The sequence below is a fragment of the Antricoccus suffuscus genome (genome assembly GCF_003003235.1).
GTDB lineage: Bacteria > Actinomycetota > Actinomycetes > Mycobacteriales > Antricoccaceae > Antricoccus > Antricoccus suffuscus.
Genome location: NZ_PVUE01000005.1, coordinates 58,880 through 84,693 on the forward strand (window position 1 = coordinate 58,880; position 25,814 = coordinate 84,693).

General features: G+C 63.8%; 25 protein-coding genes and 4 tRNA genes. 15 read left to right on the forward strand and 14 right to left on the reverse strand.

The window, feature by feature from the left end; translation table 11 throughout:
* Positions 1 to 11: 11 nt before the first annotated feature.
* Together CLV47_RS07810 and CLV47_RS07815 are read right to left on the reverse strand one after the other, a co-directional pair.
* Positions 12 to 1,049 carry an LLM class F420-dependent oxidoreductase gene (locus CLV47_RS07810; RefSeq protein WP_106348477.1) on the reverse strand — a complete coding sequence of 346 codons (1,038 nt, stop codon included), beginning with the start codon at positions 1,047 to 1,049 and terminating at the stop codon, positions 12 to 14.
* A gap of 14 nt (positions 1,050 to 1,063) precedes the next feature.
* A complete protein-coding gene (locus tag CLV47_RS07815; RefSeq protein WP_106348478.1) occupies positions 1,064 to 1,597 on the reverse strand; it encodes an NUDIX hydrolase family protein in 534 nt (177 codons plus the stop codon).
* Between the two features lie 57 nt (positions 1,598 to 1,654).
* On the opposite strand from CLV47_RS07815, the gene CLV47_RS07820 reads away from it, so the two are divergent.
* Positions 1,655 to 2,512, forward strand: coding sequence for an oxygenase MpaB family protein (locus tag CLV47_RS07820; protein WP_202862453.1), 858 nt, complete (start codon positions 1,655 to 1,657; stop codon positions 2,510 to 2,512).
* A 75-nt stretch (positions 2,513 to 2,587) separates the two neighbouring features.
* Here CLV47_RS07820 and CLV47_RS07825 read toward each other — a convergent pair whose 3' ends face one another.
* Complete coding sequence (locus CLV47_RS07825) at positions 2,588 to 3,391, reverse strand: N-acyl homoserine lactonase family protein (RefSeq protein WP_106348479.1); 804 nt, start codon at positions 3,389 to 3,391, stop codon at positions 2,588 to 2,590.
* A gap of 135 nt (positions 3,392 to 3,526) precedes the next feature.
* Between CLV47_RS07825 and CLV47_RS07830 the strand changes: the two genes are divergently transcribed.
* Genes CLV47_RS07830 through CLV47_RS07840 form a run of 3 tightly spaced genes read left to right on the forward strand, consistent with a single transcriptional unit; the run spans position 3,527 to position 6,293 of the window.
* The gene (locus tag CLV47_RS07830) at positions 3,527 to 4,177 is read left to right on the forward strand and encodes an alpha-ketoglutarate-dependent dioxygenase AlkB family protein (RefSeq protein ID WP_106348480.1); all 651 of its coding nucleotides are present in this window, start codon (positions 3,527 to 3,529) and stop codon (positions 4,175 to 4,177) included.
* 10 nt (positions 4,178 to 4,187) lie between these two features.
* A complete protein-coding gene (locus tag CLV47_RS07835) occupies positions 4,188 to 4,781 on the forward strand; it encodes a DNA-3-methyladenine glycosylase I (RefSeq protein WP_106348481.1) in 594 nt (197 codons plus the stop codon).
* A gap of 60 nt (positions 4,782 to 4,841) precedes the next feature.
* The gene (locus CLV47_RS07840; RefSeq protein WP_106348482.1) at positions 4,842 to 6,293 is read left to right on the forward strand and encodes a dihydrolipoyl dehydrogenase family protein; all 1,452 of its coding nucleotides are present in this window, start codon (positions 4,842 to 4,844) and stop codon (positions 6,291 to 6,293) included.
* Positions 6,294 to 6,311: 18 nt separating this feature from the next.
* Here the strand turns inward: CLV47_RS07840 and CLV47_RS07845 are convergent, their stop codons facing one another.
* Positions 6,312 to 6,881, reverse strand: a complete 570-nt coding sequence (locus CLV47_RS07845; protein ID WP_106348483.1) for a helix-turn-helix domain-containing protein — start codon at positions 6,879 to 6,881, stop codon at positions 6,312 to 6,314.
* Between the two features lie 74 nt (positions 6,882 to 6,955).
* On the opposite strand from CLV47_RS07845, the gene CLV47_RS07850 reads away from it, so the two are divergent.
* A complete protein-coding gene (locus CLV47_RS07850) occupies positions 6,956 to 7,903 on the forward strand; it encodes an NAD(P)/FAD-dependent oxidoreductase (protein ID WP_106348484.1) in 948 nt (315 codons plus the stop codon).
* Positions 7,900 to 8,538: a class I SAM-dependent methyltransferase gene (locus tag CLV47_RS07855; RefSeq protein ID WP_106348485.1), complete on the forward strand. Its 639-nt coding sequence runs from the start codon at positions 7,900 to 7,902 to the stop codon at positions 8,536 to 8,538. The genes CLV47_RS07850 and CLV47_RS07855 overlap by 4 nt, the downstream gene beginning before the upstream one ends.
* A 75-nt stretch (positions 8,539 to 8,613) precedes the next feature.
* Here the strand turns inward: CLV47_RS07855 and CLV47_RS07860 are convergent, their stop codons facing one another.
* Positions 8,614 to 8,946, reverse strand: coding sequence for a hypothetical protein (locus CLV47_RS07860; RefSeq protein ID WP_146135320.1), 333 nt, complete (start codon positions 8,944 to 8,946; stop codon positions 8,614 to 8,616).
* Between the two features lie 176 nt (positions 8,947 to 9,122).
* On the reverse strand, positions 9,123 to 10,007 hold the full coding sequence (locus CLV47_RS07870; RefSeq protein ID WP_106348488.1) for an SDR family oxidoreductase: 885 nt from the start codon (positions 10,005 to 10,007) through the stop codon (positions 9,123 to 9,125).
* An 83-nt stretch (positions 10,008 to 10,090) separates the two neighbouring features.
* On the opposite strand from CLV47_RS07870, the gene CLV47_RS07875 reads away from it, so the two are divergent.
* Entirely contained in the window at positions 10,091 to 10,663 is a 573-nt protein-coding gene (locus CLV47_RS07875; protein WP_106348489.1) for a TetR/AcrR family transcriptional regulator, read from the forward strand.
* Between the two features lie 42 nt (positions 10,664 to 10,705).
* Here the strand turns inward: CLV47_RS07875 and CLV47_RS07880 are convergent, their stop codons facing one another.
* The 3 genes from CLV47_RS07880 to CLV47_RS07890 form a co-directional block, all read right to left on the reverse strand.
* Positions 10,706 to 11,506: a phosphatase PAP2 family protein gene (locus CLV47_RS07880; RefSeq protein WP_106348490.1), complete on the reverse strand. Its 801-nt coding sequence runs from the start codon at positions 11,504 to 11,506 to the stop codon at positions 10,706 to 10,708.
* Positions 11,507 to 11,760: 254 nt separating this feature from the next.
* A tRNA-Lys gene (locus CLV47_RS07885) sits at positions 11,761 to 11,833 on the reverse strand.
* 76 nt (positions 11,834 to 11,909) lie between these two features.
* A complete protein-coding gene (locus CLV47_RS07890; protein ID WP_106348491.1) occupies positions 11,910 to 13,400 on the reverse strand; it encodes a DEAD/DEAH box helicase in 1,491 nt (496 codons plus the stop codon).
* Between the two features lie 424 nt (positions 13,401 to 13,824).
* Between CLV47_RS07890 and CLV47_RS07895 the strand changes: the two genes are divergently transcribed.
* Positions 13,825 to 14,364 carry a PaaI family thioesterase gene (locus CLV47_RS07895; RefSeq protein ID WP_106348492.1) on the forward strand — a complete coding sequence of 180 codons (540 nt, stop codon included), beginning with the start codon at positions 13,825 to 13,827 and terminating at the stop codon, positions 14,362 to 14,364.
* 195 nt (positions 14,365 to 14,559) lie between these two features.
* Positions 14,560 to 14,961 (forward strand): DUF4259 domain-containing protein, encoded by a 402-nt coding sequence (locus CLV47_RS07900; protein ID WP_106348493.1) that lies wholly within the window; start codon positions 14,560 to 14,562, stop codon positions 14,959 to 14,961.
* A gap of 116 nt (positions 14,962 to 15,077) precedes the next feature.
* On the opposite strand, the gene CLV47_RS07905 is transcribed toward CLV47_RS07900, so the two are convergent.
* A complete protein-coding gene (locus CLV47_RS07905; protein ID WP_106348494.1) occupies positions 15,078 to 16,718 on the reverse strand; it encodes an AMP-binding protein in 1,641 nt (546 codons plus the stop codon).
* Positions 16,719 to 16,982: 264 nt separating this feature from the next.
* Here CLV47_RS07905 and CLV47_RS07910 point away from each other — a divergent pair, with 264 nt between their 5' ends.
* The 5 genes from CLV47_RS07910 (at position 16,983) to CLV47_RS07930 (ending at position 20,328) form a co-directional block, all read left to right on the forward strand.
* Entirely contained in the window at positions 16,983 to 18,125 is a 1,143-nt protein-coding gene (locus tag CLV47_RS07910; protein ID WP_106348495.1) for a CaiB/BaiF CoA transferase family protein, read from the forward strand.
* Positions 18,126 to 18,173: 48 nt separating this feature from the next.
* Positions 18,174 to 19,853: a metallophosphoesterase family protein gene (locus tag CLV47_RS07915; RefSeq protein WP_106348496.1), complete on the forward strand. Its 1,680-nt coding sequence runs from the start codon at positions 18,174 to 18,176 to the stop codon at positions 19,851 to 19,853.
* A gap of 127 nt (positions 19,854 to 19,980) precedes the next feature.
* A tRNA-Glu gene (locus CLV47_RS07920) sits at positions 19,981 to 20,053 on the forward strand.
* 80 nt (positions 20,054 to 20,133) lie between these two features.
* A tRNA-Asp gene (locus CLV47_RS07925) sits at positions 20,134 to 20,207 on the forward strand.
* Positions 20,208 to 20,254: 47 nt separating this feature from the next.
* Positions 20,255 to 20,328 (forward strand) — tRNA-Phe (locus CLV47_RS07930).
* 87 nt (positions 20,329 to 20,415) lie between these two features.
* Here CLV47_RS07930 and CLV47_RS07935 read toward each other — a convergent pair.
* From CLV47_RS07935 to CLV47_RS07950, 4 genes are all read right to left on the reverse strand, one after another.
* The gene (locus tag CLV47_RS07935) at positions 20,416 to 21,000 is read right to left on the reverse strand and encodes a dihydrofolate reductase family protein (RefSeq protein ID WP_202862454.1); all 585 of its coding nucleotides are present in this window, start codon (positions 20,998 to 21,000) and stop codon (positions 20,416 to 20,418) included.
* Between the two features lie 350 nt (positions 21,001 to 21,350).
* On the reverse strand, positions 21,351 to 22,412 hold the full coding sequence (locus CLV47_RS07940; protein ID WP_106348497.1) for a hypothetical protein: 1,062 nt from the start codon (positions 22,410 to 22,412) through the stop codon (positions 21,351 to 21,353).
* 2 nt (positions 22,413 to 22,414) lie between these two features.
* Positions 22,415 to 24,199 (reverse strand): HSP90 family protein, encoded by a 1,785-nt coding sequence (locus CLV47_RS07945; protein ID WP_106348498.1) that lies wholly within the window; start codon positions 24,197 to 24,199, stop codon positions 22,415 to 22,417.
* Between the two features lie 104 nt (positions 24,200 to 24,303).
* Positions 24,304 to 24,714, reverse strand: a complete 411-nt coding sequence (locus CLV47_RS07950; protein ID WP_106348499.1) for a hypothetical protein — start codon at positions 24,712 to 24,714, stop codon at positions 24,304 to 24,306.
* 221 nt (positions 24,715 to 24,935) lie between these two features.
* Between CLV47_RS07950 and CLV47_RS07955 the strand changes: the two genes are divergently transcribed.
* On the forward strand, positions 24,936 to 25,790 hold the full coding sequence (locus tag CLV47_RS07955; RefSeq protein WP_170110998.1) for an SDR family NAD(P)-dependent oxidoreductase: 855 nt from the start codon (positions 24,936 to 24,938) through the stop codon (positions 25,788 to 25,790).
* Positions 25,791 to 25,814: the final 24 nt, after the last annotated feature.

A 25,814-nucleotide genomic window follows, 5' to 3' on the forward strand; every position in this document is an offset into this window, starting at 1 on the left:
AGAAGTGCGCCCTAGAGGGAGTCGAGAATTCGACGGAGTTTCCTAATATGGGCGCACTTCTCTTCGACTGACGCCCCCGCAGGCTTTACGTTGATCATCGTTACACCCGCCGCGGCGTACACACTGAGTCGTTCCCGCACCAGCGCCTCGGTACCGACGAGCGAAATCCCCTCCAGCAGTTCGCGGGGCACCGCCTCCTCTGCCGCCGTCTTCTGACCGTCGAGATAAAGATCCTGAATCTTGGCCGCCTCGGCCGGGAACCCATAGGACACCGCGAGATCGTTGTAGAAGTTTTGGCCGCGAGGTCCCATCCCACCGACGTAGTGCGCGACGAACGGACGTTGATCATCGACGTACGCCGCGACGTCGTCTCCAATGGCGAGATGCGCAGCCGTCACGATCTGCATCGTCCCGAGGTCGGCGGATCGCTTCGACTTCCCTTCGGCCAAGGCACTTCCCCACACCTGCTGGCACTTGTCCGGCCAGAAGAACGTCGGTATCCAGCCGTCCGCGACCTCTGCCGTGAGCGCGACATTGCGACCGCCAAGCGCGGCGATATAGACAGGAATCTGCTCGCGCGGAGGCTTCGCGATGAGCTTGAGCGGACGCCGAGGAGACTTCTCGTTGACCAACGGAATCTCGTATCGACCGTGGTTCTCGAGCCGCTGGCGCCGCCAGACTGCCCGGCAGATCTCGATGATCTCGCGAGTGCGGGCTACCGGTGCGTCGTACGGTACGCCGTGCCAACCCTCGATCACAGCCGGCCCGGAGGCGCCGAGGCCAAGCGCCGCGCGGCCTCCCGAGATCGCGTCGAGGCCGGCAGCGGTCTGCGCAATCAAGGCCGGAGTCCGGGTGTACAGCGGAATAATCCCTGGCCCCACCTGGATCCGGGAGGTCGCTTGCGCGAGTGCGCCGAGCGCGGAGATCGCGTCGTACCCATAAGACTCACCGAGCCAGACGGCGTCGATTCCGGCGTTCTCAAAAGCAACGACCTCACTGATGATCGATGGAAAGTCCGTCGCGGACGAGTAGCTCACTCCGATACGCATGGTAATTAGCCCTTTCAGTGGCCAAGATGTGCAAGTGCCTGCAATAGCAATAGAGCCTGACCGCCGCCGATTTCAGCCTGCATCCGCGGATCGCGAGCCTCCTGCGGCGTCAGCCAGCTGAATTCGAGCGCATCCTGCTGCGGATGGCAGTCACCCTCCACGGGTACGACGTATGCCAGCGAGATGGCGTGCTGACGCGGATCAAAGAATGGTGACACCCCGGGCGTTGGGAAGTATTCGGCAACCGTGAACGGCTGCGGGGACGCGGGGAGCCGCGGCAGCGCGAGCGGTCCGAGGTCTTTCTCCAGATGCCGCAGAAGCGCTGTGCGGATGCGTTCGTGATAGAGCACCCGCCCGGAGACGAGTGAACGGTTGATCTCCCCGGTGCTGGTCACCCGTAGGAGCAGGCCGACCGCGGTCACCTCCCCCAAGTCGTCGAGCCGGACCGGTACCGCGTCGACGTACATGATCGGTAAACGCTGACGCGCGCTATCGATCTCTTCGGTGCTGAGCCACGGGCTGTCCGATTGCGGAGTTGGATGCGACATGTGCTCTTTCTACCTGCGACCGCTGCCGCGTCCTAGAACCGGGGGTTAACTGGTGGGGTGAACACCGACACAGTCCGCACGATTCTGGCTCAGGCACTGCGCAGCCGAGTGGTCGGCGACGACCCGAGCGAAGCGGCGCGCAACGTGTGGGCCACTCCAGGTCCGCGCTGGTACGCCGAGGACGCCGTCATCCGTGCAGTGCATCAGGACGCGGCCATGTTCATCGGCGGCATCCGGGCCCTGCTGCTGCAGTCGCTTCACCCGCTGGCGATGGCAGGGGTCGCCGGCCACTCAGGCTATCGGGGCGATCCGTGGGGCCGATTGCAGCGGACCAGTGCGTTTATCGCGATGACCACCTTCGGCCCCGAGCCGCTGGCGGAGGAGCTGATCGCGAAGGTACGCGAGATTCACCGTCGGGTTCGCGGGGTGAGCGAAGACGGCCGACGTTACAGCGCAAATGATCCTCGCCTGCTGATGTGGATCCATTTGGCCGAGGTCGACAGCTTCCTTACGGCGTACAAGAAGTACGGCGCAGGCAGAATCACCGCCGCCCAATGCGACGAGTACGTCGACGAGGCCGCGCTGGTCGCCGCGAAGGTCGGAGTCATCGACCCTCCTCGGACGTATGCCGACGTACGACGGGGCCTGGACGCCTACCGACCACAGCTTCACGCCACTCGCGAGGCACGCGACACGGCGCGTTTTCTGCTCATCGACCCGCCACTGCCCCTGGCAGCCCGACCTGGCTACGCGATGCTCGCGACCGCGGCCGTGACGTCGCTACCTTACTGGGCGCGCAGGCATTTCTGGATTCCACGCATACCGGTCGCCGAACCACTAGTGGGGCGAGTCGCCGGGCAGGTCGCGACGCGTGCCATCCGGTGGGCGATGTCCGCTCCGCTGCCCGGCCAGTAGCCGGTACGGATCTGGAGTGTAGAGATTGGGCGCTTCGCACCCTTCCTCTACAAACGAACCTGCTCGCGGGCTTCGTTACGCGATGCGGACCGCGAACCCCTCGAGCTCCGGCGACGCCGCGGGAAAGCGCTCCATGACGCGTGGGTCGTGACCCGGAATAATCAGCTCTTCAGTCGAGGCCAACTCGCGAAGCTTGTCGAACGCGAGATACATCGAAGGCAGGTGGTCGACGATCGCAAACGGCCGGTCGGTCTGGAAGTTTTCGTAGAAGTGACTCGAGTCGGACGCGAGCGCGACGTAACCCTTGTTGGTCTTGACCCGCACGGCCTGCATGCCCGGCGTGTGCCCTCCGAGGAAGTGGGTGGTAATCCCGGGTACGACGGTCGTGTCCCCGTCGAGCAACCGCACCCGCCCGGCGTCGAGTTGACCCGCGAGATAGTCCATGTCGCTCTTATACGACAGGTGGGCGTAGTCGCCGCGATCGGCCATCGGCCCGGACCAGAAGTCATACTCGGCCCGCTGGACAAGGACTTCGGCCCGCGGGAAGTCCGCGATATGGCCGACATGGTCGTAATGCAGGTGCGTGATGACCAGATGCTCGACGGTGTCGGCCGCGCGCCCGAGACCGGACAAGGTCTCCATCGGCGTACGGAGGTATTCCCGGCCGCCTCCTCGGGTGGCCGCCGTCTGCGGCGTAAAGCCGGCATCCACGATCACCGTCGTCGACGGAGAGATCGCCGCCCACACATAGAAGTCCATCGGTGAGAGTTGATCCTGGCAATCATCGAAGCCATAGAAATGCTCCGCCCGTACGCCGGACTCCCGGTGCGCGTAGCGCATCGCATAGACCTCGAACTCGTCCGTCGACTCACCACTCATCAGACAACGTCCTTCCCATTGACGTCTCGACCTTGCATGACTCACCTTCTCACGTCCGACCTGGCACGTGCGTTTACGTGCGGAATACTGGGCGACGTACTCGACCAGATTCCCGAGGACTGAGGAAGGGGCACGATGAGCGCGCTGTTTGATACCGGACGCAGGGAGATCGCCCAGGGCGCCGTTCACGTGCCCGGCTGGCTCGACCTCGATCAGCAGCGCCGTCTGGTCGAGGCATGCCGCGAGTGGGCCCGCGGCCCGGTCCCCATACGTGCCGCGAAACTGCCTGGCGGCCACCAGATGTCGGTGCAGACGGTGTGTCTGGGGTGGCACTGGGCGCCGTACAAATACACCCGGACCGCGGACGACGCCGGCGGCGCACGCGTCGGTGAGATGCCCGAGTGGCTCGCCCGACTCGGCCGCGAGGCCCTTGTCGCGGCCTACCAGGACGATGCGACGACGTACCAACCCGATGTCGCGCTGGTCAACTTCTACGACGACAAGGCGAAAATGGGAATGCACCAGGACAAGGACGAACGGTCTCGCGAGCCGGTCGTGTCGTTAAGCGTCGGCAATACGTGCCTCTTCCGGTTCGGCAACACCGAGAACCGCTCGAAGCCATACACCGACGTCGAGCTCGCCTCCGGAGACATGTTCGTCTTCGGCGGGCCGTCCCGGTTGGCGTTCCACGGCGTACCGAAGACCTATCCGCGAACCGCCCCTCCCGAGTGCGGCCTGGCCAACGGCCGACTCAACATCACGATGCGTGTCACTGGGATGGCCTAATGTCGGACCAATGACGGCAACTGTTACCGGTGACGACGGCCTGGCGCGGCCGGTGTGGGCGAGCGTCGACCCCATGCTTCGCGACTACTACGACCACGAATGGGGCATGCCGGTCCGCGACGAGCACGGACTCTACGAACGGATCAGTCTCGAGGCTTTCCAGGCCGGCCTGTCGTGGGCGACGATCCTGCGGAAGCGACCGGCGTTCCGCGCGGCGTTTGCAAACTTCGATCCCGACATCGTGGCGACGTACGACGAGGGCGACGTCGAGCGGTTGATGGCGGACGCCGGGATCGTCCGCAACAACCTCAAGATTCGGGCTGCGATCACCAACGCGAAGGCCACCATCGCGATGCGCGAAGAGGGCGGCCTCGTCGATTTCGTCTGGTCGTTCCAGCCCAAGGAGACGCCTACTCCGGCGTCGCTCGAGGAGATCCCGACCAAGTCGCCCGAGTCAATCGCACTGTCCAAGGCGCTGCGCAAGAAGGGCTTCGCGTTCGTGGGCCCGACGACGATGTACGCGCTCATGGAGGCAATCGGAATCGTCGACACCCATCTGGTCGACAGCCACCGCCGCGGCAGCTCCGGCGTCTGGCCTGCCTAGCGGTGGTCAGATCCGCGGCCATCGGTAGACGTCACCGACAATGGCGTCAATGATGGGCAGATGCAATCAACCCCGAGCACCACAGAATTTGACCTGATCGTCGTCGGTGCCGGCGCGATCGGCGAAAACGTCGCCGACCGCGCAGCCCAAGGCGGACTTAGCGTCGCCATCGTCGAGTCCGCTCTCGTCGGGGGTGAGTGCAGCTACTGGGCCTGCATGCCGTCAAAGGCCCTGCTGCGCCCTGGTATTGCGATGCGCGCGGCGCAAGCCGTCGACGGTGCCCGACAAGCCGTCAACGGCACGCTCGACGTACCGGCGGTACTTCGTCACCGCGATGAGGTTGCGTCACATTGGCACGACGACAAGCAGGTCAAGTGGGTCGACAGCGCCGGAATCACGCTGATCCGCGGCCATGCCCGACTGACCGGCACGCGCACGATCACGGTCGAGAGCGACGGCACGACCACGGCGTACGCCGCGCGGCACGCGGTCGCGCTGTGCACGGGATCGGCGGCGCTGCTGCCGGACATCCCGGGCCTTGCCGGCGCTCATCCTTGGACGAGTAAGGAAGCGACCAGCACACAGCAGATCCCCGATAGGTTGGCGATACTCGGTGGCGGAGTGGTGGCCGCGGAGATGGCGACGGCGTACGCGACCTTCGGCGCAGAGGTCACGATAATCGCGCGCGGCGGGCTGCTCACCCGCAACGAGCCCTTTGCCGGGGAGCTTGTCGGCGACGCGCTGCGCGAGTTGGGCGCGACGATTCGGAGCGGCGTAGAGACGACGGACGTACGGCGGCTGGAGTCCGGCGCCGTGCAGCTCACCTTCGATGACGGTACGACGCTCGAGGCCGATGAGTTGCTCGTCGCTACCGGACGCATCCCGCACACCCAGGACCTCGGCCTCGCGTCGGTCGGGCTGGACAACGGCGATTGGCTACCTGTCGATGACACGCTCCGCGTCGTCGACGGTTCCGGTGCTCCGGTAGGCGACGGATGGCTCTACGCGGTTGGGGACGTCAATCATCGCGTTTTGCTGACGCACCAGGGGAAGTACCAGGCGAGAGCCGCGGGTGACGTGATCGCCGCGCGGGCCAACGGGACTGCGGTGGACGACGTACCGTGGGGCGCCCATGTCGCGACGGCCGACCACGAAGCCGTGCCTCAGGTCGTATTCACCGATCCCGAGGTCGCGTCGGTCGGTCTCACAGCGGCCGAGGCCGAGAAGGCCGGCTACCGCACTCGGGTCGTCGACTACGACATTGCAGGCGTGGCAGGCGCTTATGTGCACCGGGAAGACTACGTCGGCAAAGCTCGGATGGTCGTCGACGAGGATCGCGGCGTAATCGTGGGCGTCACATTTGTTGGCCCCGATGTTGCTGAACTAATCCATGCCGCCACGATTGCGGTGGTCGGTGAGGTACCGATCTCGCGGCTGTGGCACGCGGTTCCGTCGTACCCGACCATCAGCGAGATCTGGCTTCGCTTGCTTGAGACCTATGGTCGACCATAGCTCGAGCACGGGATGTCGCTACTCGTCGCGAATGTGGATCTGTTCTCCGCGCGGGCTGAAAAGACCAAGCAGCTCAACGGGTTTGTCGTTAGCGCTGACGAAACCGTGCGGCGTACGGGTGTCGAACTCGGCGGCTTCCCCGGCCTCCACCGTGGTCACCACCCCGCCCAGTTTGAGGTGCAGAGCCCCCGCCAGCACATACACCCACTCATAGCCCTCGTGCGCGCGTTGAGGAATACGCACATCTTTCTTCGCGGCCGGAAGGATCATCTTGAAGGCCTGTACGCCGTCGGCATTGCGGGTCAGCGGAATGTAGATGCTGCCGTGACGGCGGATCGGTTTGGGATGGATCCGCGGGTCGCCTGACGGCGGCGCGCCGACCAGGTCGTCGAGCGGCACCTGATAGATCTTGGCCAGTGGCAGCAGCAGGTCGAGTGACGGCTTGCGATTGCCGGACTCGAGCCGGGAAAGGGTGCTGACTGAAAACCCGGTGCGGTCGGCCACGTCCGAGAGTTTCAGTTTGCGCCGAGCCCGGACTTCCCTGAGCCGCGGGCCGACCGCGTCCAGTGCCGCCTCAACCTCGTCCATCTCGCACCTCCACTTATTTGCAGTTTCCGCAACTTCACTTGCAGTATGGAGTCAGGGTAGCCCATAGTGATGGCATGAATACGAATCGATGGGATGTTGTTGTAATCGGTGGCGGCCCTGCGGGCCTGAGCACGGCCTTGACGCTAGTGCGGGCGCGCCGCCGGGTGCTAGTTCTCGACAGCGGGCTGCCACGCAATCGCTTTGCCGCGCACATGCACGGCGTCCTCGGGCACGACGGGAAGTCCCCGTTGACGCTCTTGGCCGAGGGCCGGGCCGAGGTCGAAGGGTACGGCGGCGTCATCCGCGAGGCTACCGTCGTGCGGACGGGCCGGGTCGACGACGGATTCGAGGTCGAGGACAGCGACGGGCGCGTGGTCCTGGCTCGCAAGTTGGTCGTCGCGACGGGCTTGCGCGATGAGCTGCCCGACATCGAGGGCCTGGCCGACTACTGGGGGCGCGGGGTTGCCGTTTGCCCGTACTGCGACGGCTACGAAGTGCGCGACCGACGGATCGGCGTACTCGCGACGAGCCAGATGAGCGTGCCATACACGCAGTTGGTACGGCAATGGTCGTCCTCCGTCGTCTATCTCGCCGACACCGTCGGGCCTCCCACGGGTGCAGACCGAATGGGGTTCGACGCGCGCGGGATCGAGATCGAAGAGGGCGCGGTACGGCGCGTAATCGCCGACGCAGACGGCATCCGCGGCGTGGAAATGGCGGACGGGCGGACGATCGACCTGGACGCGATCTTCACCCACCCGCACTCGGTGGCACTTGACGAACCGCTTCGCCAGCTCGGTGCCGACCGGACCGAAACCCCGTTAGGGTCATTCGTGAACGTCGATCCCACGGGACGCACCAGCGTCGCAGGCGTCTGGGCCGTCGGCAATACGGTGAACGCCGCGGCCAACGTCCCGGCCTCCATCGGCGCGGGCTCCGCCGCCGGCGGCGCGCTTAACTACGACCTGGTGCTCGACGACGTGCAGCTGGCCCTCGGCGCCGCGAAAGAAGATGCGGCATGAGCAGCGAGCGGGTGGAGTTCTGGGAGAACTTTTATCAAGATGTCGACCGGGACTGGGGAACGCGGCCGAACGTCGTACTCGTCGATCTCCTCGACGAACTGCAGTTGCCGGCGGGCACGGCGATGGATCTCGGCAGTGGGCATGGCGGTGATGCCGTATGGCTGGCATCGAACGGCTGGCGCGTCAGTGCGGTCGATGTGTCGACGACGGCACTTGCGCGTGTCGCCGCCGCAGCCGAGCGAGCCGGAGTGAGCGATCGAGTGACGACGACGCAGAGCGATCTCGAGTCGGAGGTTCCCAGCGGCACGTTCGATTTGGTCTATGCGGCGTACTTCCACTCCCCCGTCGAGACCTCTCGTTTTGACGCGCTGCGACGCGCGGCCCAGAACGTCGCACCGGGCGGGATCCTTGCGCTCATCGACCACGGCTCGGGACCGTCGTGGTCGCAGCATGACCACGACCATTACCAGTTCCTGACGCCAGACGAGACGATTGCCGGCCTCGCGTTGGGCGATGGCTGGGACGTGGTGAAAGTTGGCGCCTCGGACCGGATCATGACCGGCCCAGAAGGCCAAACCGGCACCGTCATCGACAATGTGATCGTCGTACGCCGTTCCGCCGCGAGCGCGGACTAAAGGGGAAGATCGGGCTTGGACTACCAGGCCCGATCTTCCCACTAGTTGGTTCTGATTCGCCGCACTCTGCAGTCGCTAACCACCGAGTCGTTTCAGGATGAACACGGCCACCCGATCCGACAGGTCACCGATCGTCTCGACGTCCGGCGCACCGTCGCGATAAAGCCACGCGTAGCGCGCGAACGATTCGCGCTCTTCGTCCTCGAGGCGCTCGCGGGGCTCGCGGTCGTAGCCGGCGTACTCATCGAGCAGCCGGGCCGACCGGATTGCGCGTTCGGCCAGCCGCTCGGCCAGTTGCCGCGCGTGGTCGGGATGGGTCGCCTCCGCGGCGCTCGACCCGACTTCCGCGAACACCAGTTTCAACGCATGCGCGTCTCGCGCTCGACGTACTTGCGGCAGAGTGGTCACCCCTGGAATCACGATCCGCGCAAGAAGGTCCGCGTCACCTCGCGAAAGGCCCTGGCTTGCGGCGTACTTGTATAGGTTCTCTGACTCGCTAGTGCGTAGCGCCGTATGTCTCCCCTATTCGGCCGCCACCGTAAAGATTAGCGACCGCACGAACCGTTAGCGGCGAGCGCGACGCATCAGACGTTCGGGTAGTTGCCCGCCTCCAGATCAGCGAGAAGACTTGGGTGGGTCGGTTTCCAGCCGTAGGTCTCGCGCGTCCAAGCACTTGAGGCCGGCTGATCGATACTAAAGATCTCGCCGAGCGGTCCAAAGGTCTCGGCCGGCACTTCTTGCACCGGGACACCGAGCTGCGCGCCGATGGCTGTGGCGAGCGACAGCATGGTGTCGCCTTCGTCGCCGACCGCGTTCACGACGGTGCCGGCCACGCCCTTTTCGAGCATGATGCGGAACAATGACGCGGCGTCGCGACGGTGCACGGCCGGCCACCGCTGGCTCCCGTCGCCGACGTAAGCAGACACTCCGGAGCGCTGCGCCGCGGCGATCAGGATGCCCGCGAAGCCGTACGCGACATAGCGTTCGTGCACGGAACGAGGTAGGCGGACCGTCGACGTACGCACATCCCGAGAGGCGAGATCGAGGACCCGCTGCGAGTTGACGCCGCGGCCTCCGACTGGTCCGTCCGTCATGGTCGGATCTTGCTCGGTCGACGGTCGCCCGTCAGCGCTCGTGGTGCCCGAGACGATCACGAACGGCTTACCAGTGCCCACGAGGGCCGCGCCGATGGTATCCATGGCCAGGCCCTCCTCGGCGATGCTGCGCTCAAGATCGGAGAAATCGTTGCTGAAAGCAAGATGGATCACGCCGTCGACGTCGCCGGCCGCCTCCGTGAGCACTTCCAGGTCGCCGAGACCGCCGCGCACGGGCGTGCCACCCGCGTTGATGACCTTCTGCTCGGACGCTTCCGATCGGGCGAGCCCGACGACTTCGTGACCATGGGCTACGAGCTCTTCGACGACAACCGATCCGATTCCTCCGGATGCACCGGTAACGAAAACACGCATGAGCAGACTCCTTAGTGATGCGACTTGTGTCCCATCACCCTACGCCGCGATGCGACTAAAGTCCCATCACTTACAATTGCGGGATGCCACGCTGGGAACCGGACACACGCGAGCGTTTCGTCGTCGCCGCGTTGCAGCTTTTCACCGAGCAGGGTTACGACGAGACGACCGTTGCCCAGATCGCCGATCGGGCGGGCCTGACAAAGAGCACGTTCTTCCGTCACTTCGGCGACAAGCGCGAGGTGCTGGCCGCCGGCCAGGAGACTCTGTCGCGACTATTCGCGGAGGGTATCTCGGCGGCCCCGGCCGAGGCGAGCCCGCTCGCCGCTGTCGACGCCGGCCTCGCACACGCCGCCGACGCGATGACGCCGTTCAACCGAGAGCTCGGCCCCAGACTCGCGGCCGTGATCGCGACCAGCTCCGAGCTGCAGGAGCGCGCCGTACTCAAGAAGGTCGGCATGGCCACGGCGATAGCCGATGCTCTGCGTCGCCGAGGCGTCGATGAGGCGATCGCCGACACGGCGGCCGAGCTCGGCGTACTCGCCTTTAAAGCCGGCTTCGAGGCCTGGACCGCCGAGGACAACGAGCTGAGTCTCGGCCAGCTCACCTCGGAAGCTCTGCGCCGCTTCCATTCCGCTATCAGGCAACTCGGCTGATGGCGTTGGTACGAACTGGTGGACCTTTCTCTATTGGAGTCTCTACGAGAGCGGGATGCCGCTGACCGCTGGCTGCTCGACCGAACGTGTACCAACACTGGTCGGATCTGTTGTCCTGCACAGCCTGAGCGCTACCCAACCGATCAAGGCGGTCGCGATCAACGCCGAGATTGCCAAGTACGGCACGGCCCAGGTCTTTGGCTTCCAGGCACTGGCGACGGCAAGTGCGACGATCACCAAGGCAATCGTCAGACCTACCAGGCCGGGCCACAACTGGCCCACGACGACGCGCTTGATCGACTTCGAGAGGAGCGATCCAACTACTAGGAACACTGCAGCCACTAGCAGCGCGCTGCCCACAACGTCGCTCGGCCGGTGCCACCCCATCGACTGAACTCCCGCGCCGATCATCGCCGTCCAGCCAAGTAAAAGCGGAGCACACCACTTCAGCCAAACGCTCGGCACAACAATCAGCAGAGCCACCGTCACTACGGCGGCGACGGCGAAGTGTCCGCTTGGAAAACTCGGATCAACATCGCGGGAGATGACTAACCGGGGCCGGCCAGCGACGTTTTTGAAGACGTGGGTCGCGTAGATGGCGACCGGGGCTGCGACGACCACGGTCGCCATATCTCGCCAACGCCGACGCCGCACGGCGATCAGTGCCGCGATTGCGACACCGACGACCGCCGTCTCTTCGCCGTGCGCAAAGGGCGGAAAGTCCAAGTAGTGGTAGAGCACGTAGATCAGGGTCTGGTCCTGATATCCGCCGAGTAACGAGTTCTCCGCGGTTTGTCCAAATACCGTCTGGTTGGAAGCTCCATATAAGGCAAGGAATCCCATTGCTAAGAGTCCGGCGTACGCCAAACGGACCAACCTCGATCGCCGGGGCGCGCCGTTAACCAAAATGACCTCGATTCCAGGATGCTCGGCTTTACCACGTCCGCATCCCACAAGACCGGGTCTGCACCGCAGGGCCAACCTACCGGACTCGTCACTGGATCTACTGGGGCCGGCGCGCGGCCAAGCCAAGCGGTTTCTGCTGCCGAGAGCAAGAAGCCCCCGCCCGGCGAGTGCGGGAGGGGCTCGTGCTGAAGTGGGCCCTGTGGGACTCGAACCCACAACCTACGGATTAAAAGTCCGCAGCTCTGCCAATTGAGCTAAAGGCCCTCACTGTTGCCGTCGAAACAACGGTAACAGCGACGATCAAGTATGCCTGAACCGCACCACAAGGTAGCGGCGAGGTCTAGCGTCCGCGACCGCCGGACGAAGTGCTGAAGCGCACCATCCCGCCCGAATCACTCGAACCGCGTCCACCGGTGGAGCGTCCACCGGATGATCGGCCGCCGCCGGACCCGCGCGACTGCCCGGAGCCGCCACCGGAGCGCGACTGCCCGCCGCGCCGGGGCTGGCCGCCCCCGTTGCGACCGCCACCGCCGCCGCCAGAGCGACGCGGACCGCCGGAGCGGCCACCACTCGGGCGACCAGCAGACTGGGCCGCGACCGGCGCCGGTTTGACGTACGGCGCGATGTCGCCGACAAGTTTCGCGACCTGATCGGACTCGGCAGTCACCTGCTGGGGGCTGACCTTGATCGCGGCCTTGCGCATCAGCTGCGACAAGTCGCGGCGTTGCTCGGGAAGCGAGACGGTGACGACGTCACCAGCGCTACCGGCGCGCGCCGTACGACCCGAACGGTGCAGGTAGGCCTTGTGCTCGGTCGGCGGATCGACGTGTACGACGAGTTCGACCTCGTCGACGTGTACGCCGCGGGCCGCGACGTCGGTCGCAACCAGGACCTTCGCCGTACCGGCGGAGAAGGCGGCGAGGTTGCGGTCACGGGCGCCCTGCGAAAGGTTGCCGTGCAGGTCGACCGACGGGATCCCATCCTGCGTGAGCTGACGGGCCAGTTTGCGCGCCTGGTGCTTGGTGCGCATAAACAGGATCCGCCGGCCGGTGCCGGACGCGAGTTTGCGGACGAGTTGCTTCTTGGCATCGACGCTGCCCACCTCGAACACGTGATGGGTCATCGCGGACACCGGCGAGTTGGCTTCATCGACCGAATGCAGCACCTCGTTGTTGAGGAACCGCTTGACGATCTTGTCGACGCCGTTGTCGAGAGTCGCCGAGAAGAGCAGGTGCTGCGCCTTCGGCGGTGTGGCGTTGAGGATGCGCGTGACGACGGGCAGGAACCCGAGGTCGGCCATGTGATCGGCCTCGTCGAGTACGACGATTTCGACCGCTTCAAGGGTGAGGATCTTTTGGTTCATCAGGTCCTCGAGGCGGCCCGGGCAGGCGACGACGATGTCGATACCGCCGCGCAGGGCGACTTCCTGACGGTGCTGGGATACCCCGCCGAAGATCGCCGTGACCTTGAGTCCGTACGACGACGCTAGTGGCTCGAGCGCGGTCGCGATCTGGGTCGCGAGCTCGCGCGTCGGTGCGAGAATCAGTCCGAGCGGACGCCCGGGACGACGCTTGCCACCGGCGAGCTCGCCGGCGAGGCGCGCGACCATCGGGATCGCGAACGCGAGCGTCTTGCCGCTGCCGGTCTTGCCGCGACCGAGTACGTCGCGGCCGTTCAGCGTGTCCGGCAGGGTGTCTACCTGGATCGGAAACGGTGAGGTGATGCCTTTGCTGGTGAGAGTCTTAACTAGTGGGGCCGGTACGCCGAGCGACGCGAAGGTGGGCGTCGTCTCATCCGTAACGGTTGGGGCAGAAGTTACTACTGAGGTCATAGAGGTGGTGCCTTTCGGCATAGCAATGCCAGGTCGGGCTGAGCGGTTTGTCAGCGTTGTTGTCTGATCGCCAACTATCCAGACCGGTGTGCAATGGGCGCGGTGTCGACTCGTCAGCAAAGGACGAACGGGTCGAGCGCGGCAACCGTTGACGCGGATCACCGCAGGTAGCGGCAGATTTCCGTAAGGTTGCGAAGAATATGGCCGATTCGTATCGAAGCCTGCGCGCCTTGCGGTGTACGCCAATACTTCGTTGCTTGATCGGGCAGTATCACTGTTGTTGCTTGGTAATCCTATCAGCGATCTCGCCCCTACCGGCCCGATGAGCACATCCGACGCTATGTATCCGGTCTCAGCGACCCCGTCACCGCAAGGTGGTTTAGTATAAAAATTAAATCATTGAAAGTGAGGATGGGACGAGATCATGACAACTAGCGCCACCACGACGAATTCCGGCACCTTGAGGGCGGGCGGCTCGTCGAAAACCATCACCTGGCAAGACCCGTTCGCCTCGTTCGAGGCCGGCTCGAAGCTATCCGGGCTCGAGTACCTGCGCGCTGTAGTCGACGGTACGATTCCCGCGCCACCGATTGGCCAGCTGATGGGGTTCCGGTTGACCGCGGTCGAGCCAGGCCGCGCGGAGTTTCAGATAACGCCAGATGAATCGGTCTACAACCCGATCGGCGTCGTACACGGCGGGCTCGTGTGCACGCTGCTTGACTCCGCAGCTGGATGTGCGGTCCACTCGACGTTGGCGCTCGGCCACGGCTATACCTCGATCGAGCTCAAGGTCAACTACCTGCGCGCCGTACATGCGGATGGCCTAGGGCTCCGTGCGATCGGAACCGTCCGCAAGAACGGCAGCCGAGTGGCGTTCGCGGACGCCGTCGTACTCAACGCCGACGACAAAGAGGTCGCCACCGCATCAAGCACTCTGTTGGTCTTTCCGCTCCCGACCAAGTAGCGCGCCTCCGATCTCACAGTTGTGTGGAAGTTCGGTGTACGCCGGCGTACGCCGGACTTCCACACAACTTAAAAAGGGTCCTAGCCGCCCGCAAAATCCCGCTCCAGACCACTCAAATTGGGTCCCGTGTGGCGCGAACCCACCTGTTACTGCCAGACTTGGGGCCACTATCGGATTATTGGGAGGATTTACAGGATGAGCGCATGGGGCACGGGCCCGTTTGAGAATGACGACGCTCTTGACCTAATCGGGGAAATCAACGAGTCGACCCCAGACGCTGTCGGTGAACTTCTCGCCGAGATATTGACTGTCCCCGATGACGACGATGACCTTGACGAGGTCGACGGCATGGAGGCGTACGCCGCCGCCGCGCTCCTCGCCGGTAAGCTCGAACGACTCAAGTTTGAGTCACCGGATGTGCTCGACGCGGTCGCGAAGATTCCGACCGACATGGTCGGCGCGCTGATCCCGGATGCCCGGGCGATGCTCGTGCGCATCCTTGGCCATAACAGCGAGTTCGCGGATCTGTGGATCGAGTCCGGCCGGCTGGAGAAGGTTCGCGGCGAGATCGGCAAGATCAAGGGCGCGCTGCGCTAACCCAAAACCCGGCTGCGGTAACCCAAAACCCACACCGCTTCACGCAAGCACGGTGAAGCGCCGACGTCCGTACGAACGGCAGCGGTAGCGCGTTCGCACGGACGTAGCGTCTCTCCCTAGGCAGTGCGCGTCTTTGCCGCGTCCTCCAGCCCCAACTTCTCGATGGAGGTCGCGCGCATCTCAATCTTGCGCACCTTGCCGGTCACCGTCATCGGGAACTCGTCCGCGATGACGACGTAGCGTGGAATCTTGTAGTGAGCCAGCCTGCCCGTGCAATAGTCGCGTACGGCGGCGGCATCAAGCGGCGTGGCACCGTCGCGCATCTGGATCCATGCGCACAGTTCCTCGCCGTACTTCAGGTCCGGTACGCCGACCACCTGTACGTCGGCGATGTCCGGATGCGAGTAGAGGAACTCCTCAATCTCCCGCGGATATACGTTTTCGCCACCGCGGATAACGAGGTCTTTGAGCCGGCCGACGATGTTGAGGTAACCGTTGTCGTCCATCACACCGAGGTCACCGGTGTGCATCCAGCCGGCGGAATCGATGGCGGCGGCGGTCTTCTCGGGGTCCTCCCAGTAACCGACCATCACCGAGTAGCCGCGGGTGCAAAACTCCCCCGTCTCGCCGCGAGGCACGGTGCGTCCGGTCGCCGGGTCGATGATCTTGACCTGCACGTGCGGATGCACCCGCCCCACCGTCGAGACCCGAAGGTCGATCGCGTCATCCTTGCCCGTTTGCGTTGACACCGGAGACGTCTCGGTCATGCCGTAGGCGATCGTGACTTCCTCCATGTTCATCTCCGCGATGACCCGCTTCATGACCTCAACGGGACAGGGCGAGCCAGCCATGCAGCCGGTGCGCAGCGAACTGAGGTCATAGTCGCCGATGTTGGGCAGTGCCAACATCGCGATGAACATCGTCGGCACGCCGTACAACGCCGTACATTTCTCAGCTTGCACCGCCTCAAGGGTCAGGGACGGATCGAATCCGGGAGCCGGGATGACGACGCACGCACCATGCACCATCGCACCCAAATTGCCCATCACCATGCCGAAGCAGTGGTAGAACGGCACCGGCACACAGATCTTGTCCTGTTCGGTGATGTCCTGCCCAGCGGTCAGATAGCGCCCGTTATTAAGGATGTTGAGGTGCGAAAGTGTCGCGCCCTTGGGAAAGCCGGTCGTACCGCTGGTGTACTGGATATTGATCGGATCGTCCCGATCGAGCGTGACGAGAATGTCGTTGATCCGAGAGGCGTCGGCGGCGGTCGCGGCGAGCGCATCCCATTCCGGCGTACCTACGTAGATGATGTTTCTCAGTTGCGGACAGTCGTCTTTTACTTCGTCGACGAGCGCGCGGTAGTCGCTCGTCTTGAACGACTCGGCGGACACGAGTGTCTCGATGCCGGCCTGCTTGAGCACGTAGGCCAACTCGTGCGAGCGGTACGCCGGATTGATGTTGACCAGGATCGCGCCGATCTTGGCCGTCGCATATTGGGTGAGCATCCACTCGGGTGTGTTGGGCGACCACATGCCGACCCGATCGCCCGTCGTGACCCCGAGATCGAGCAGCCCGGTAGCGACCTTGTCAACAGCCTCGTTAAGTTGCGTATACGTCCACCGGCGGTTGGAGTCCATATCCACCAGGGCATCGCGATCAGGGAACTGGGAGGTTGTCAGCTCCAGTTTCTCGCCGATCGTCTCGCCGAGCAACGGCGTACTCGACGGACCACTCGCATAACTCAAACCGCTCATTAAGGCCGCTCCTAACATTTGGTGACACCGGCTAGCGACGTCTCAGCAACATGGCGCGCATCCGCACCCGCGGGTCACTAGGCATATGGCCATTCTCGCCCAGATTCGCGGACATGACTAGGCCAAGTGGGTCGAGATCCGCGAGGCTGCATGAAATCGATATGCGCACGAAACACGACATCGGTGATCAGTCGCCAGTCGGCTACTCGTAAAGTCCAACGAGGTTAAGTCGCGCACGTCCACCATCATCGAGAGGCTAGTTATATGGGACCGTTAAGCGGAGTCAAAATTATCGAGATCGCCAGCCTTGCCCCGGCACCGTTCGGGACAACGATCCTCGCCGATCTAGGCGCAGAGGTCACGCTGATCGACCGCCCCGGTGGCACCAAGAGCAGCGCGGGCACGCCCAAGGGCAGTCCGGCACGCCGCGGCCGCAAGTCGATCACGCTCGACTTGAAAAAACCCGAAGCCATCGAGGTCCTGCTGAAGCTCTGCGACGATGCGGACGTCTTCATCGAGGGGTTCCGTCCGGGTGTCACCGAGCGCCTCGGGCTCGGCCCGGAGGAGCTCGCTGCCCGCAACCCACGTCTGGTCTACGCGCGAATGACGGGCTGGGGCCAAGAGGGTCCGCTCGCGCAGACCGCTGGCCACGACATCGACTACATCGCGATGAGCGGCATTCTGTCGATGATCGGCCGCGCCGGGGAGAAGCCCTACCCTCCGCTTAATCTCGTCGGCGACTTCGGTGGCGGCGGAATGCTGATGGCGATGGGCATCGTGACGGCGCTGTTCGAGCGCGAGAAGTCCGGGAAGGGCCAAGTCGTCGACGCGGCCATGGTCGACGGCGCCGCCCAACTGAGCAACTTCGTCTATGGCCTGCGCGCCGCAGGCGCCTGGAACGAGCCGCGCGGCGAAAACCTGCTCGACACCGGTTCGCCGTTCTACGACACCTACGAGTGCGCCGATGGCGGGTACGTCGCCGTCGGCGCGATCGAGCCGCAGTTCTACGCAGAGCTGCTCAAGGGCCTGCAGCTCGACCCGGCTTCGCTGCCCGCCCAGCACGACCGCACGCAGTGGGTCGCAATGAAGAAGACATTCACCGATGCGTTCCTCGCACAGCCGCGGTCTCATTGGGAGAAGGTGTTCGACGGCACCGACGCCTGCGTTGCACCGGTCCTGACCCCTGAAGAGGCATTCGTGCACCCGGCCAATACCGAGCGCGGCGTGTTCTTCGAGATGGACGGTGTCACCCAGCCCGCTCCGGCGCCGCGTTTCAGCCGGACGCCAGCAGGTCAGCCCAAACCGGGTCCGGCAACGCAAGGTGTCGATACCGACGCCATTCTGGCCGGCATCGGCCTGTCTGGCGCCGAGATCGAGTCGCTCCGAAAAGGCGGCGCACTCGGCTAGACTTGCGCCCTTGCCACGTACCTCGATGCGCTAAGGGAATGCACTCCGATGAGCTCAGATTCTGCGGGAAATCCCACAGATGCCTCGAATGCTGACGTCGCCGAGATGACCGACACCGCGAAGTCGTCCGACTCTCAGGGCGCGGACGACTTCGCGCCGGTGCCCGGCCGGTGGTACAAGCACATCGCGATTCGAGTCGCGGTGCGCATCGCTATCGCCATCCTCGGCGCGGTCCTCGGCGTACTCATCGGCGGCCACACGACCGCCGAGATCGGCCCGATGACGGTCAACGCTCAGCTCACGTTCGGCTGGGGCGGAGCGACGGTCAACATCCCACCACTCGGCGCCCTCAATGTCGACGCGTACGACGGCCCGCTCAACCTCGACATGACCGTGCTGCAGATCGACGAGAAGAAGGCAACGCAAGTAGTCAACGGCGGCGCCAGCCTCGATCAACTCACCTCGGAGATCGGGTCCGACGTACGGTCGGCCATCATCGAACTCCTTGTGCAGTCGATGATCTGGGCGATTGTGGGCGCGGCGGCGATGAGTCTGCTGGTCTTCCGCCGTACCCGCGATGTCTTTATTTCAGCCGGTACGTCGATCGCACTGGTGCTTGCCACTCTCGCATTCGGCTATGCGACGTTTGATGCCAAGAAGCTCCAAGAACCGCGCTATACGGGCCTTTTGACGCAAGCGCCGGCACTCTTCGGCGACGCCGAGCACCTTGCCGATAAGTTCGCCGACTACCGCAAGTCACTGGTGAAGCTGGTGCAAAACGTCTCAACGCTGTACGCGGCCGTCTCCACCTTGCCGGCCAACCCGGCCAACAGCGACGTCATCCGCGTCCTGCACGTGTCGGACATGCATCTCAACCCGGCCGGGTTCGATCTGGTCAAAAACTTGACTAAGCAGTTCAACATCGATTTCATCGTCGATACCGGGGATCTGGTCGACTGGGGCAGCGCTCCGGAGGACCAGCTGCTTAACCAGATTGGCGGCTACGGCGTCCCCTACGTCTATGTGCGCGGCAACCACGACTCGACGACGACCCAGGCCAAGGTGACGAGTGAGCCGAACGCCGTCGTGCTGGACAACTCGTTGACCGAAGTCGGTGGACTGACGATCGCTGGTATCGGTGACCCGCGGTTCACCCCAGACTTGACCACGTCGTACAGCAAGACCGAAAAGCAGCTTCTCAGTGACACAACCAAGAAACTCAAGACGACCATCGACGAGTCGAAAACAACGCCCGATATGGTCCTCATCCACGACCCGGAGCCGGCGAACATCCTGAAGGACTCCACGCCGCTGATCTTGGCCGGCCACAAACACAAGCGCAGCGTCAAGGCACTCGATAAGGACACGCTGCTGATGGTCGAGGGATCCACCGGTGGCGCAGGGCTGCGCGGCCTCGAGGGCGAGAAGCCAACGCCGCTCGAGGCCGACGTACTTTACTTCGACAAGAAGACCAAGGAACTGCAGGCGTACGACGAGATCACCGTCGGCGGTCTCGGCCTGACGCAGGTGAGCATCGAGCGCAAGGTCGCGCCGGTTGCCGGCAAGGAGGCCGAGAAGTCCGCCGAGAGCGCCGCCAGCGAGTCCGCCGGAAGCTCGTCAGGCGAGTCCGGAGGATCGGGTGGGTCCAGCGGATCCGGCGGCTCCAGCGAGCCCAGCACGCCGAAGCCGACGGACAGTCAGCCCGCGCCAGCGTCCCCCGGTGGCTGACGATTGCGGGGTTCCGGCGTACCTGTGACCCCCCTCTGGGAGGTTGATGACCCATCAAGTATGCTTTTGCAGCCCCAAACGCGCGGCGGTAATCCCGAATGCTCGGAGCCGAAACGCGACGAGGTAAGGCCCCATCGTCTAGCGGTCCAGGACTCTGCCCTTTCACGGCAGCAGCACGGGTTCGAACCCCGTTGGGGTCACGCAGTAGTATGGGTCGCTGTTGACAACAGCATCCTGCACGACCAGCACCATCTGAATAAACGAACAGCAGTACAAGCAAGGCCCTGTGGCGCAGTTGGTTAGCGCGCCGCCCTGTCACGGCGGAGGTCGCGGGTTCGAGTCCCGTCAGGGTCGCTCATAATAGAGCGATGGTAGGCAGTACGACGTATTGACTACCGCACGGCCAGGTAGCTCAGTTGGTACGAGCGTCCGACTGAAAATCGGAAGGTCGACGGTTCGACCCCGTCCCTGGCCACTTCCCGAAACCGCAGTTCAGGAATTTCCTGAACTGCGGTTCTCGCGTTTGTATCGCAGAGTCCGGTGTCCTAGGCTCGGTCGAGTGTCACCACGCGCACTCCGGATTCGAGGAGCAGCGCATCGACCGCCGTGAACAACGTCGGCTCAAACGGGCCATCGAACATTGGGTCCCCGAACCAATCACTGCCGGATTCTGCTTGATGACAAGCCGGTCGATCTCGGGAAGAAGACTGTGCGCCAACTTGCCGCCGCCGACCAGCCAGATGTCATTGCCTTCCTCTGCCTTCAGGTCCCGCACCCGGTCCAGCGCATCGCCCGTGACAAGCTCGATGTTGGCACCAGCCACGGTCGACAACGTCGTAGAGAAAACCAGGTGGCGCAGATGCGGATAGGCATCGTCGAGGCCCGCCGCCAATCCGGTCTCATAGGAGACCCGACCCTCGAGCACTGTGTCGAAAACCTGCCCCGGCCCCTCAATGCCCATGGCGTCACGTGCTGGCGCCGGAAGTGTCTCCGGGAGCTTCGTCGCGATGAACTCAATCATGTCGGGAGTGATCGGGAAGAAGCTCTGATCACTTGGATCACCGCCGTCAGGGCCAGCGATGAAGCCGTCGAGCGTGCTGGCAACGTAGTAGACAAGTTTGCGCAAAGGATTCCGTTCTAGGTGCATGGTCAACCGGTACGGGTCCTGGCCGCGTCCGACCGGGGTCTCGCGACGCGGTGAACTCTAGACACCGTATTACGCGAGTGAACTACAGGGCTAACTCGGGATTGAAGCACGCTTCTCGGTTGAGGCCCGAGTTATCGCCTTCTCGACGGCACTCACTGGATGGCCGGACCTCGACCTTCCGATCACAAACCTTCTAGGCCTCGTCGTCGTCAACTTCATGACCACGGTTCCTTTGCCCTGGTGGCGTCCCTTGCGGACGGCCTCACCACTGCTACGAATGCCCCCATCATGATCCGACAGTTCTTTGAGAAAAATTTCCGGAGGGTAGTTGTCTGAGTCCCGGCGATGCGTCAGGTCGATTCCCCGAGCCAATACCGCCGCATTTGATCGCTGCGGTACGACGTACCGTTCCGGGCGTCAAACTTCGCTGCATTCGCCATCGCTTCGGCACGGTATTTCTCGCCGAGCGCCGCCGTTGCCGGGTCGGCCAGGTAGAACCGCGCGCACGCTGCCTGAAGGTGAAACACGGCCGGATTGGGGCTATCGAGCGGATCCGGATCGCACCAGTCGATGAGGCGCTGCACGGCGGGGCGGTCCTCAAGGAGAGCCAGCACGAGGTATTCGACACCAACCTCTTCGTGGAGAACATCAAGCGTGAAGTCCTCGAGCAGCCCGCGCGCGATGGCCTCAGCCTCTACCGCACGTCCCTCCCGCACCAGAAGCGCCGACCGTGTGCCCCCGACATAGATGCGATCGTCGTCGTCCAGTTCTGCACCGGCGACCCGTTCGTCCACAAACTGCAGTCCGGCCTCGTGCATGCTCGTAGCCTCGTAGATCATCAACCCAAGTCGCAGCTGTAATGCCTGCGTCCACCCTTCGGGGTCAACAAGGAATGCTTCAAGGTGCCCGAGCGCCGCGGCAATGTCTCCGGTCTCCGCGGCCCACTGCGCACGACACAACGCGACCGTCGACATCGGAGCACCCTCAAGCTGATGCGCGCGAACCATATGGTCGAGTACGGCGTCGATCCGCGCCGCGGGAATCCCCGGCAGCGCGATCATGGCGTCGATCGCGACCGGATAGATATGCAAAATGACCTGTCGAATTCCGGGCTCGATCTCCTCCGCTCGCGAGTCCCACAACTGAATCGCTCGCATGAACGTCTGAAGCGACTCGACCCTCGCCTCACGGTTGAACTCAGACGAGTACCGAAGTATTAGCGCGGTCATCATCCCCTGCGGGTAGTCAAGATCGACCGCATCGCGATATAGCCGTTCTGCGGTCTCTTCCGCCTCAATCCCGTCGTCTAGTTGTCCGGCAGTGTGGATACGTTCGTAAAAGTCTTCGAGCGCTGTGACGGTGGCTTCGTCGTACACAACATTCGAGCCTTCTTCGGCGTCGCGGTAATCCATCGTTAGCGCTCCTCAACATGCGGTCGGGTGTCGAGACGTTCGGTCTGAGTGGCCGCCGAGATAAGAGTCGTCAGTGACTGGCTCAACAGCTGGGACTCATTCTCGACGAGCTTGTGCCCACCGAGGAGTACGGCGAGCACGTGCAGCGCGATGATCGAGTCACGGCGTACCCGCGGATCAATCCCGGCGCGCAACGCACGGACCGGCGGGCTCGCAACGTTCAGCACCAGCTTTGCAAGGCCAGACGGCCCGGATAGGTCGAGGTCTCCCATCAGGTCACCCCAAACGCCGGAATCGTCCTTAGGCGCCTGGTCGTCGGCCGGGACGTAGAACGCCGGCACAGACCCCGGCCGGAACGCCCGTACGTCGACCTCGACCTCGATGGACTCCAGAGTCTGCCGCGCCAGATCCGTTAATTGGGCGGCCCACTCACTGTCCTCCTCCGGGGCCATCGGCAGACTGTCGGCCACTGTCCGCAGGTCGAGGCGGTCGATGTGCACGAGTGGACGAGACTCGGCAACGGCCCGCAGGATGTCTTCTTCGTATACGTATCCGGCATTGACCAGGACGATGTCCTGCGCGGCAGCGAGAGCAGACAGCGCGTTGTAGTCCTGAAGACGCGAGACGTACGAGATTTTCTGATATTTCTCGATCAGATCGTCAATGGGCAGCGAACCGACGGTCGACTGCACCGGCAAATGCTTACAGACGAAGTCGAGCATCTCCGGATTCGAAATGGCCATCGCCCGCAGCCCCGTCGCGTGCACGTCGCGGAACCGCGTGAAGATCGCCGGCGACTCGTCAGCCATAGCGCCGATGTGGTCACGGACCTGGTCCCCGATCCGCGCGCGCACGTCGGTCAGTACGCCACTTTCCTGCAGCGTCTCGCGAGATGCGGTCAGGCCGACATCGCCGGCATCAATCACCGCGCGTAGGAAGAACGCCCAGTCCGGGACAAGCTGATCGTTCCGGGTGCTCACCAGCATTCCGTGGGAGTAGACCAGGTCACCGGCACGATCGCCGAGTCTGCCTTTTGAATCGGTGATGAAGGCGACGCCATTCACCCCGGCCGCCTCGACCGTGAGCGGGACGACCGACAGCGGAAGGAAACCGAAGGTGCGGCGGCAGTACTCCACGGCATCGTCCGGCGACATCCGCCACGGCGGCGTCTTAGCGCTGACCAGACTCGAATTCTCGCCCGACCGTACGACGATGGGCACTTCGAGATGCTGCGCGAAGTCGTTTGCCAGCCGTTCGACGCGCTTCGGCGTACCCCATTCACGCTCGTCGGGACGCAGCACCAGGCGGACCTGGCTACCGGCATGCTCGAGCCCGACGTCCACAGTCGAGACCGTGAAGGTGCCGTCGGCGTACCCGGTCCATTTGACGGTTTCGGCACCGGCGTCGCGGGCACTGCGGGAGTACACCTCGATCTCATCGGCGACAAGGAAGCAGGACAACAGCCCAATGCCGAACTGGCCAAGAAAGTCACGCCGAGCGGACTCGAAGTCCGTTCGTTTCGACGAGCTTCCGATGGTGGCTAGGAGAGTGCGCATCTCGTGCGCATTCAGGCCGACCCCGTTATCGGTGACCGTGACGATCGCGGCCGCTTCGTCGACGTCTATGAAAATCTCCGGCGCGAAAGAGTCACCAAGGTGTTCGCGAGCGACAATCGCGTCCCGAGCGTTCTGAACCAGCTCGCGCAGGTAGACCCGCGGACTGGAATACAAGTGATGCGACAGGATCTCAACGATCCCGCGGAGGTTTACCTGGAACTGCTCACGCATACTGACGCCTTTACGGATCGTTGAGGCTTGGCCGTCAGCAAGACGACGGCGACGGCACGCCGGTTCCAGATTTAACTTAGATCACACCTCAGCGGTCACCGCGCCTACGAGCCGCTGTCCTGGGCTCGGACGCGTTCTCGCGCGAACAGGCACACTGCGGTTACGCCACTCGCCGCCAGTACGCCGAATCCGCCCCATCCGATGACGGGCATGATCTGCGGCCAGAACGCGAGCCCGAAGCCATTGGCGATAATGGCTGTCGCGACTCCGACGGCGAAGAGCAACGAACGTCCGCTTTTCCGCGCCCGCACCAAGCCGGCAACGACGAGTACCGGCGCGAGGAACAACGCCACCACGACGATCCCCAGACGCGGGTCGGCGAGGAATCCCAAAAACAGAATCAGGTTGATAACCCCGATCGGCCCGAGCGCTACCAGCAGCACTACGGCGGGCAGCACACTGAGAACGGCCGCGATCACTCCCGCGCCGAACGCAATCCTGTCCCGACCATCCATCTTGAGGCCCTCCTGTCGTCGTCGATCCGACTGGCGGAGTGCAACGACGGTTCCGCGCCGAGACTTCCCGCTCCAGGGTCGGATTTGGTCGCGTCTTTGCGACCAAATCCGACCCTGGAAGCGCGACCTCAGTAGGCGGCCAGGTCCAACTGCGGTATGAAGGTAGGAACGCTGGCCGGGCCGTTCTGCCCGACCGAATGACGTCCGTTCGAAGGAGCAAAATGAGTAGATTCATCGTCACGGGCGGAGCGAGCGGAATCGGCCGCGCGACCGTCACGGCCATGCTGAAGCGCGGCGACTCGGTCGGCGTCATTGATTTCAACCAGGACTCACTCATCGCGATCGCCGCAGAATTTCCCGATGAGTCTCGCGATGGACGCCTCGCCACCGCTCAGGCGGACGTATCGCTCGAACCGGCGATGCAGGAAGCAATCGATTTCTTCGCCGCGCAGTTCGATGGGCTCGACGGCATCGTCAACAACGCGGGTATCGGCGGCGCGTTCGGTCATTTGGCCGACCTGCAGGTCGAGGACTGGGACGCGACGTTCGCAGTCAACACCCGTGGTGTGTTCATCGGAATCAAGCACACCGCGCGAATCCTCGTAGAGCAGGGCACCGGCGGATCGATCGTCAACGTCGCTTCGGTCGCCGGGTTGATCGGCGACGCGGGTTCACAGGCATATTCCGCGTCCAAAGCTGCGGTCATCCAGATGGGCCGGGTGTTCGCGTCGGAGCTCGCACCACACAAGATCGCCGTCAATACCGTCAACCCCGGGCTGATTGCCACGCCCCTCAACCCGATCAGCAAACGACGTAACGAAGAGGCCTTCACCGCCGCCCAACCCTGGCCCGAGGTCGGCCGTCCCGAACACATTGCGCAAGCAATCCTCTTCTTCACCTCGCCGGACACGTCGTTCATCACTGGGGAAGCGATCGCGGTCGACGGTGGACTCACCTCGATCGGCGCTCAGCCAGGCGACGCGCTTGGGACGAACTCACGAGGGTTCGGCGTCTACGGCATGAACTTCGGAAATACCGGCCGGTCCGCCGTAGTCCGCGGGAAGACGACCGAATAGCCCGGTCCAGCAACGCGCGGGTCG

What these genes read in the sequence shown, in the direction of transcription:
- CLV47_RS07845 (WP_106348483.1), bottom strand. Translation starts at nt 6,881, where the DNA reads ATGGACGAGGTTGAGGCGGCACTGGACGCGGTCGGCCCGCGGCTCAGG.
- CLV47_RS07850 (WP_106348484.1), top strand. Translation starts at nt 6,956, where the DNA reads ATGAATACGAATCGATGGGATGTTGTTGTAATCGGTGGCGGCCCTGCG.
- CLV47_RS07915 (WP_106348496.1), top strand. Translation starts at nt 18,174, where the DNA reads ATGAGCTCAGATTCTGCGGGAAATCCCACAGATGCCTCGAATGCTGAC.
- CLV47_RS07880 (WP_106348490.1), bottom strand. Translation starts at nt 11,506, where the DNA reads ATGGGATTCCTTGCCTTATATGGAGCTTCCAACCAGACGGTATTTGGA.
- CLV47_RS07905 (WP_106348494.1), bottom strand. Translation starts at nt 16,718, where the DNA reads ATGAGCGGTTTGAGTTATGCGAGTGGTCCGTCGAGTACGCCGTTGCTC.
- CLV47_RS07815 (WP_106348478.1), bottom strand. Translation starts at nt 1,597, where the DNA reads ATGTCGCATCCAACTCCGCAATCGGACAGCCCGTGGCTCAGCACCGAA.
- CLV47_RS07910 (WP_106348495.1), top strand. Translation starts at nt 16,983, where the DNA reads ATGGGACCGTTAAGCGGAGTCAAAATTATCGAGATCGCCAGCCTTGCC.
- CLV47_RS07955 (WP_170110998.1), top strand. Translation starts at nt 24,936, where the DNA reads ATGAGTAGATTCATCGTCACGGGCGGAGCGAGCGGAATCGGCCGCGCG.
- CLV47_RS07855 (WP_106348485.1), top strand. Translation starts at nt 7,900, where the DNA reads ATGAGCAGCGAGCGGGTGGAGTTCTGGGAGAACTTTTATCAAGATGTC.
- CLV47_RS07870 (WP_106348488.1), bottom strand. Translation starts at nt 10,007, where the DNA reads ATGCGTGTTTTCGTTACCGGTGCATCCGGAGGAATCGGATCGGTTGTC.
- CLV47_RS07935 (WP_202862454.1), bottom strand. Translation starts at nt 21,000, where the DNA reads ATGCACCTAGAACGGAATCCTTTGCGCAAACTTGTCTACTACGTTGCC.
- CLV47_RS07945 (WP_106348498.1), bottom strand. Translation starts at nt 24,199, where the DNA reads ATGCGTGAGCAGTTCCAGGTAAACCTCCGCGGGATCGTTGAGATCCTG.
- CLV47_RS07895 (WP_106348492.1), top strand. Translation starts at nt 13,825, where the DNA reads ATGACAACTAGCGCCACCACGACGAATTCCGGCACCTTGAGGGCGGGC.
- CLV47_RS07890 (WP_106348491.1), bottom strand. Translation starts at nt 13,400, where the DNA reads ATGACCTCAGTAGTAACTTCTGCCCCAACCGTTACGGATGAGACGACG.
- CLV47_RS07825 (WP_106348479.1), bottom strand. Translation starts at nt 3,391, where the DNA reads ATGAGTGGTGAGTCGACGGACGAGTTCGAGGTCTATGCGATGCGCTAC.
- CLV47_RS07830 (WP_106348480.1), top strand. Translation starts at nt 3,527, where the DNA reads ATGAGCGCGCTGTTTGATACCGGACGCAGGGAGATCGCCCAGGGCGCC.
- CLV47_RS07875 (WP_106348489.1), top strand. Translation starts at nt 10,091, where the DNA reads ATGCCACGCTGGGAACCGGACACACGCGAGCGTTTCGTCGTCGCCGCG.
- CLV47_RS07950 (WP_106348499.1), bottom strand. Translation starts at nt 24,714, where the DNA reads ATGGATGGTCGGGACAGGATTGCGTTCGGCGCGGGAGTGATCGCGGCC.
- CLV47_RS07810 (WP_106348477.1), bottom strand. Translation starts at nt 1,049, where the DNA reads ATGCGTATCGGAGTGAGCTACTCGTCCGCGACGGACTTTCCATCGATC.
- CLV47_RS07940 (WP_106348497.1), bottom strand. Translation starts at nt 22,412, where the DNA reads ATGGATTACCGCGACGCCGAAGAAGGCTCGAATGTTGTGTACGACGAA.
- CLV47_RS07835 (WP_106348481.1), top strand. Translation starts at nt 4,188, where the DNA reads ATGACGGCAACTGTTACCGGTGACGACGGCCTGGCGCGGCCGGTGTGG.
- CLV47_RS07900 (WP_106348493.1), top strand. Translation starts at nt 14,560, where the DNA reads ATGAGCGCATGGGGCACGGGCCCGTTTGAGAATGACGACGCTCTTGAC.
- CLV47_RS07840 (WP_106348482.1), top strand. Translation starts at nt 4,842, where the DNA reads ATGCAATCAACCCCGAGCACCACAGAATTTGACCTGATCGTCGTCGGT.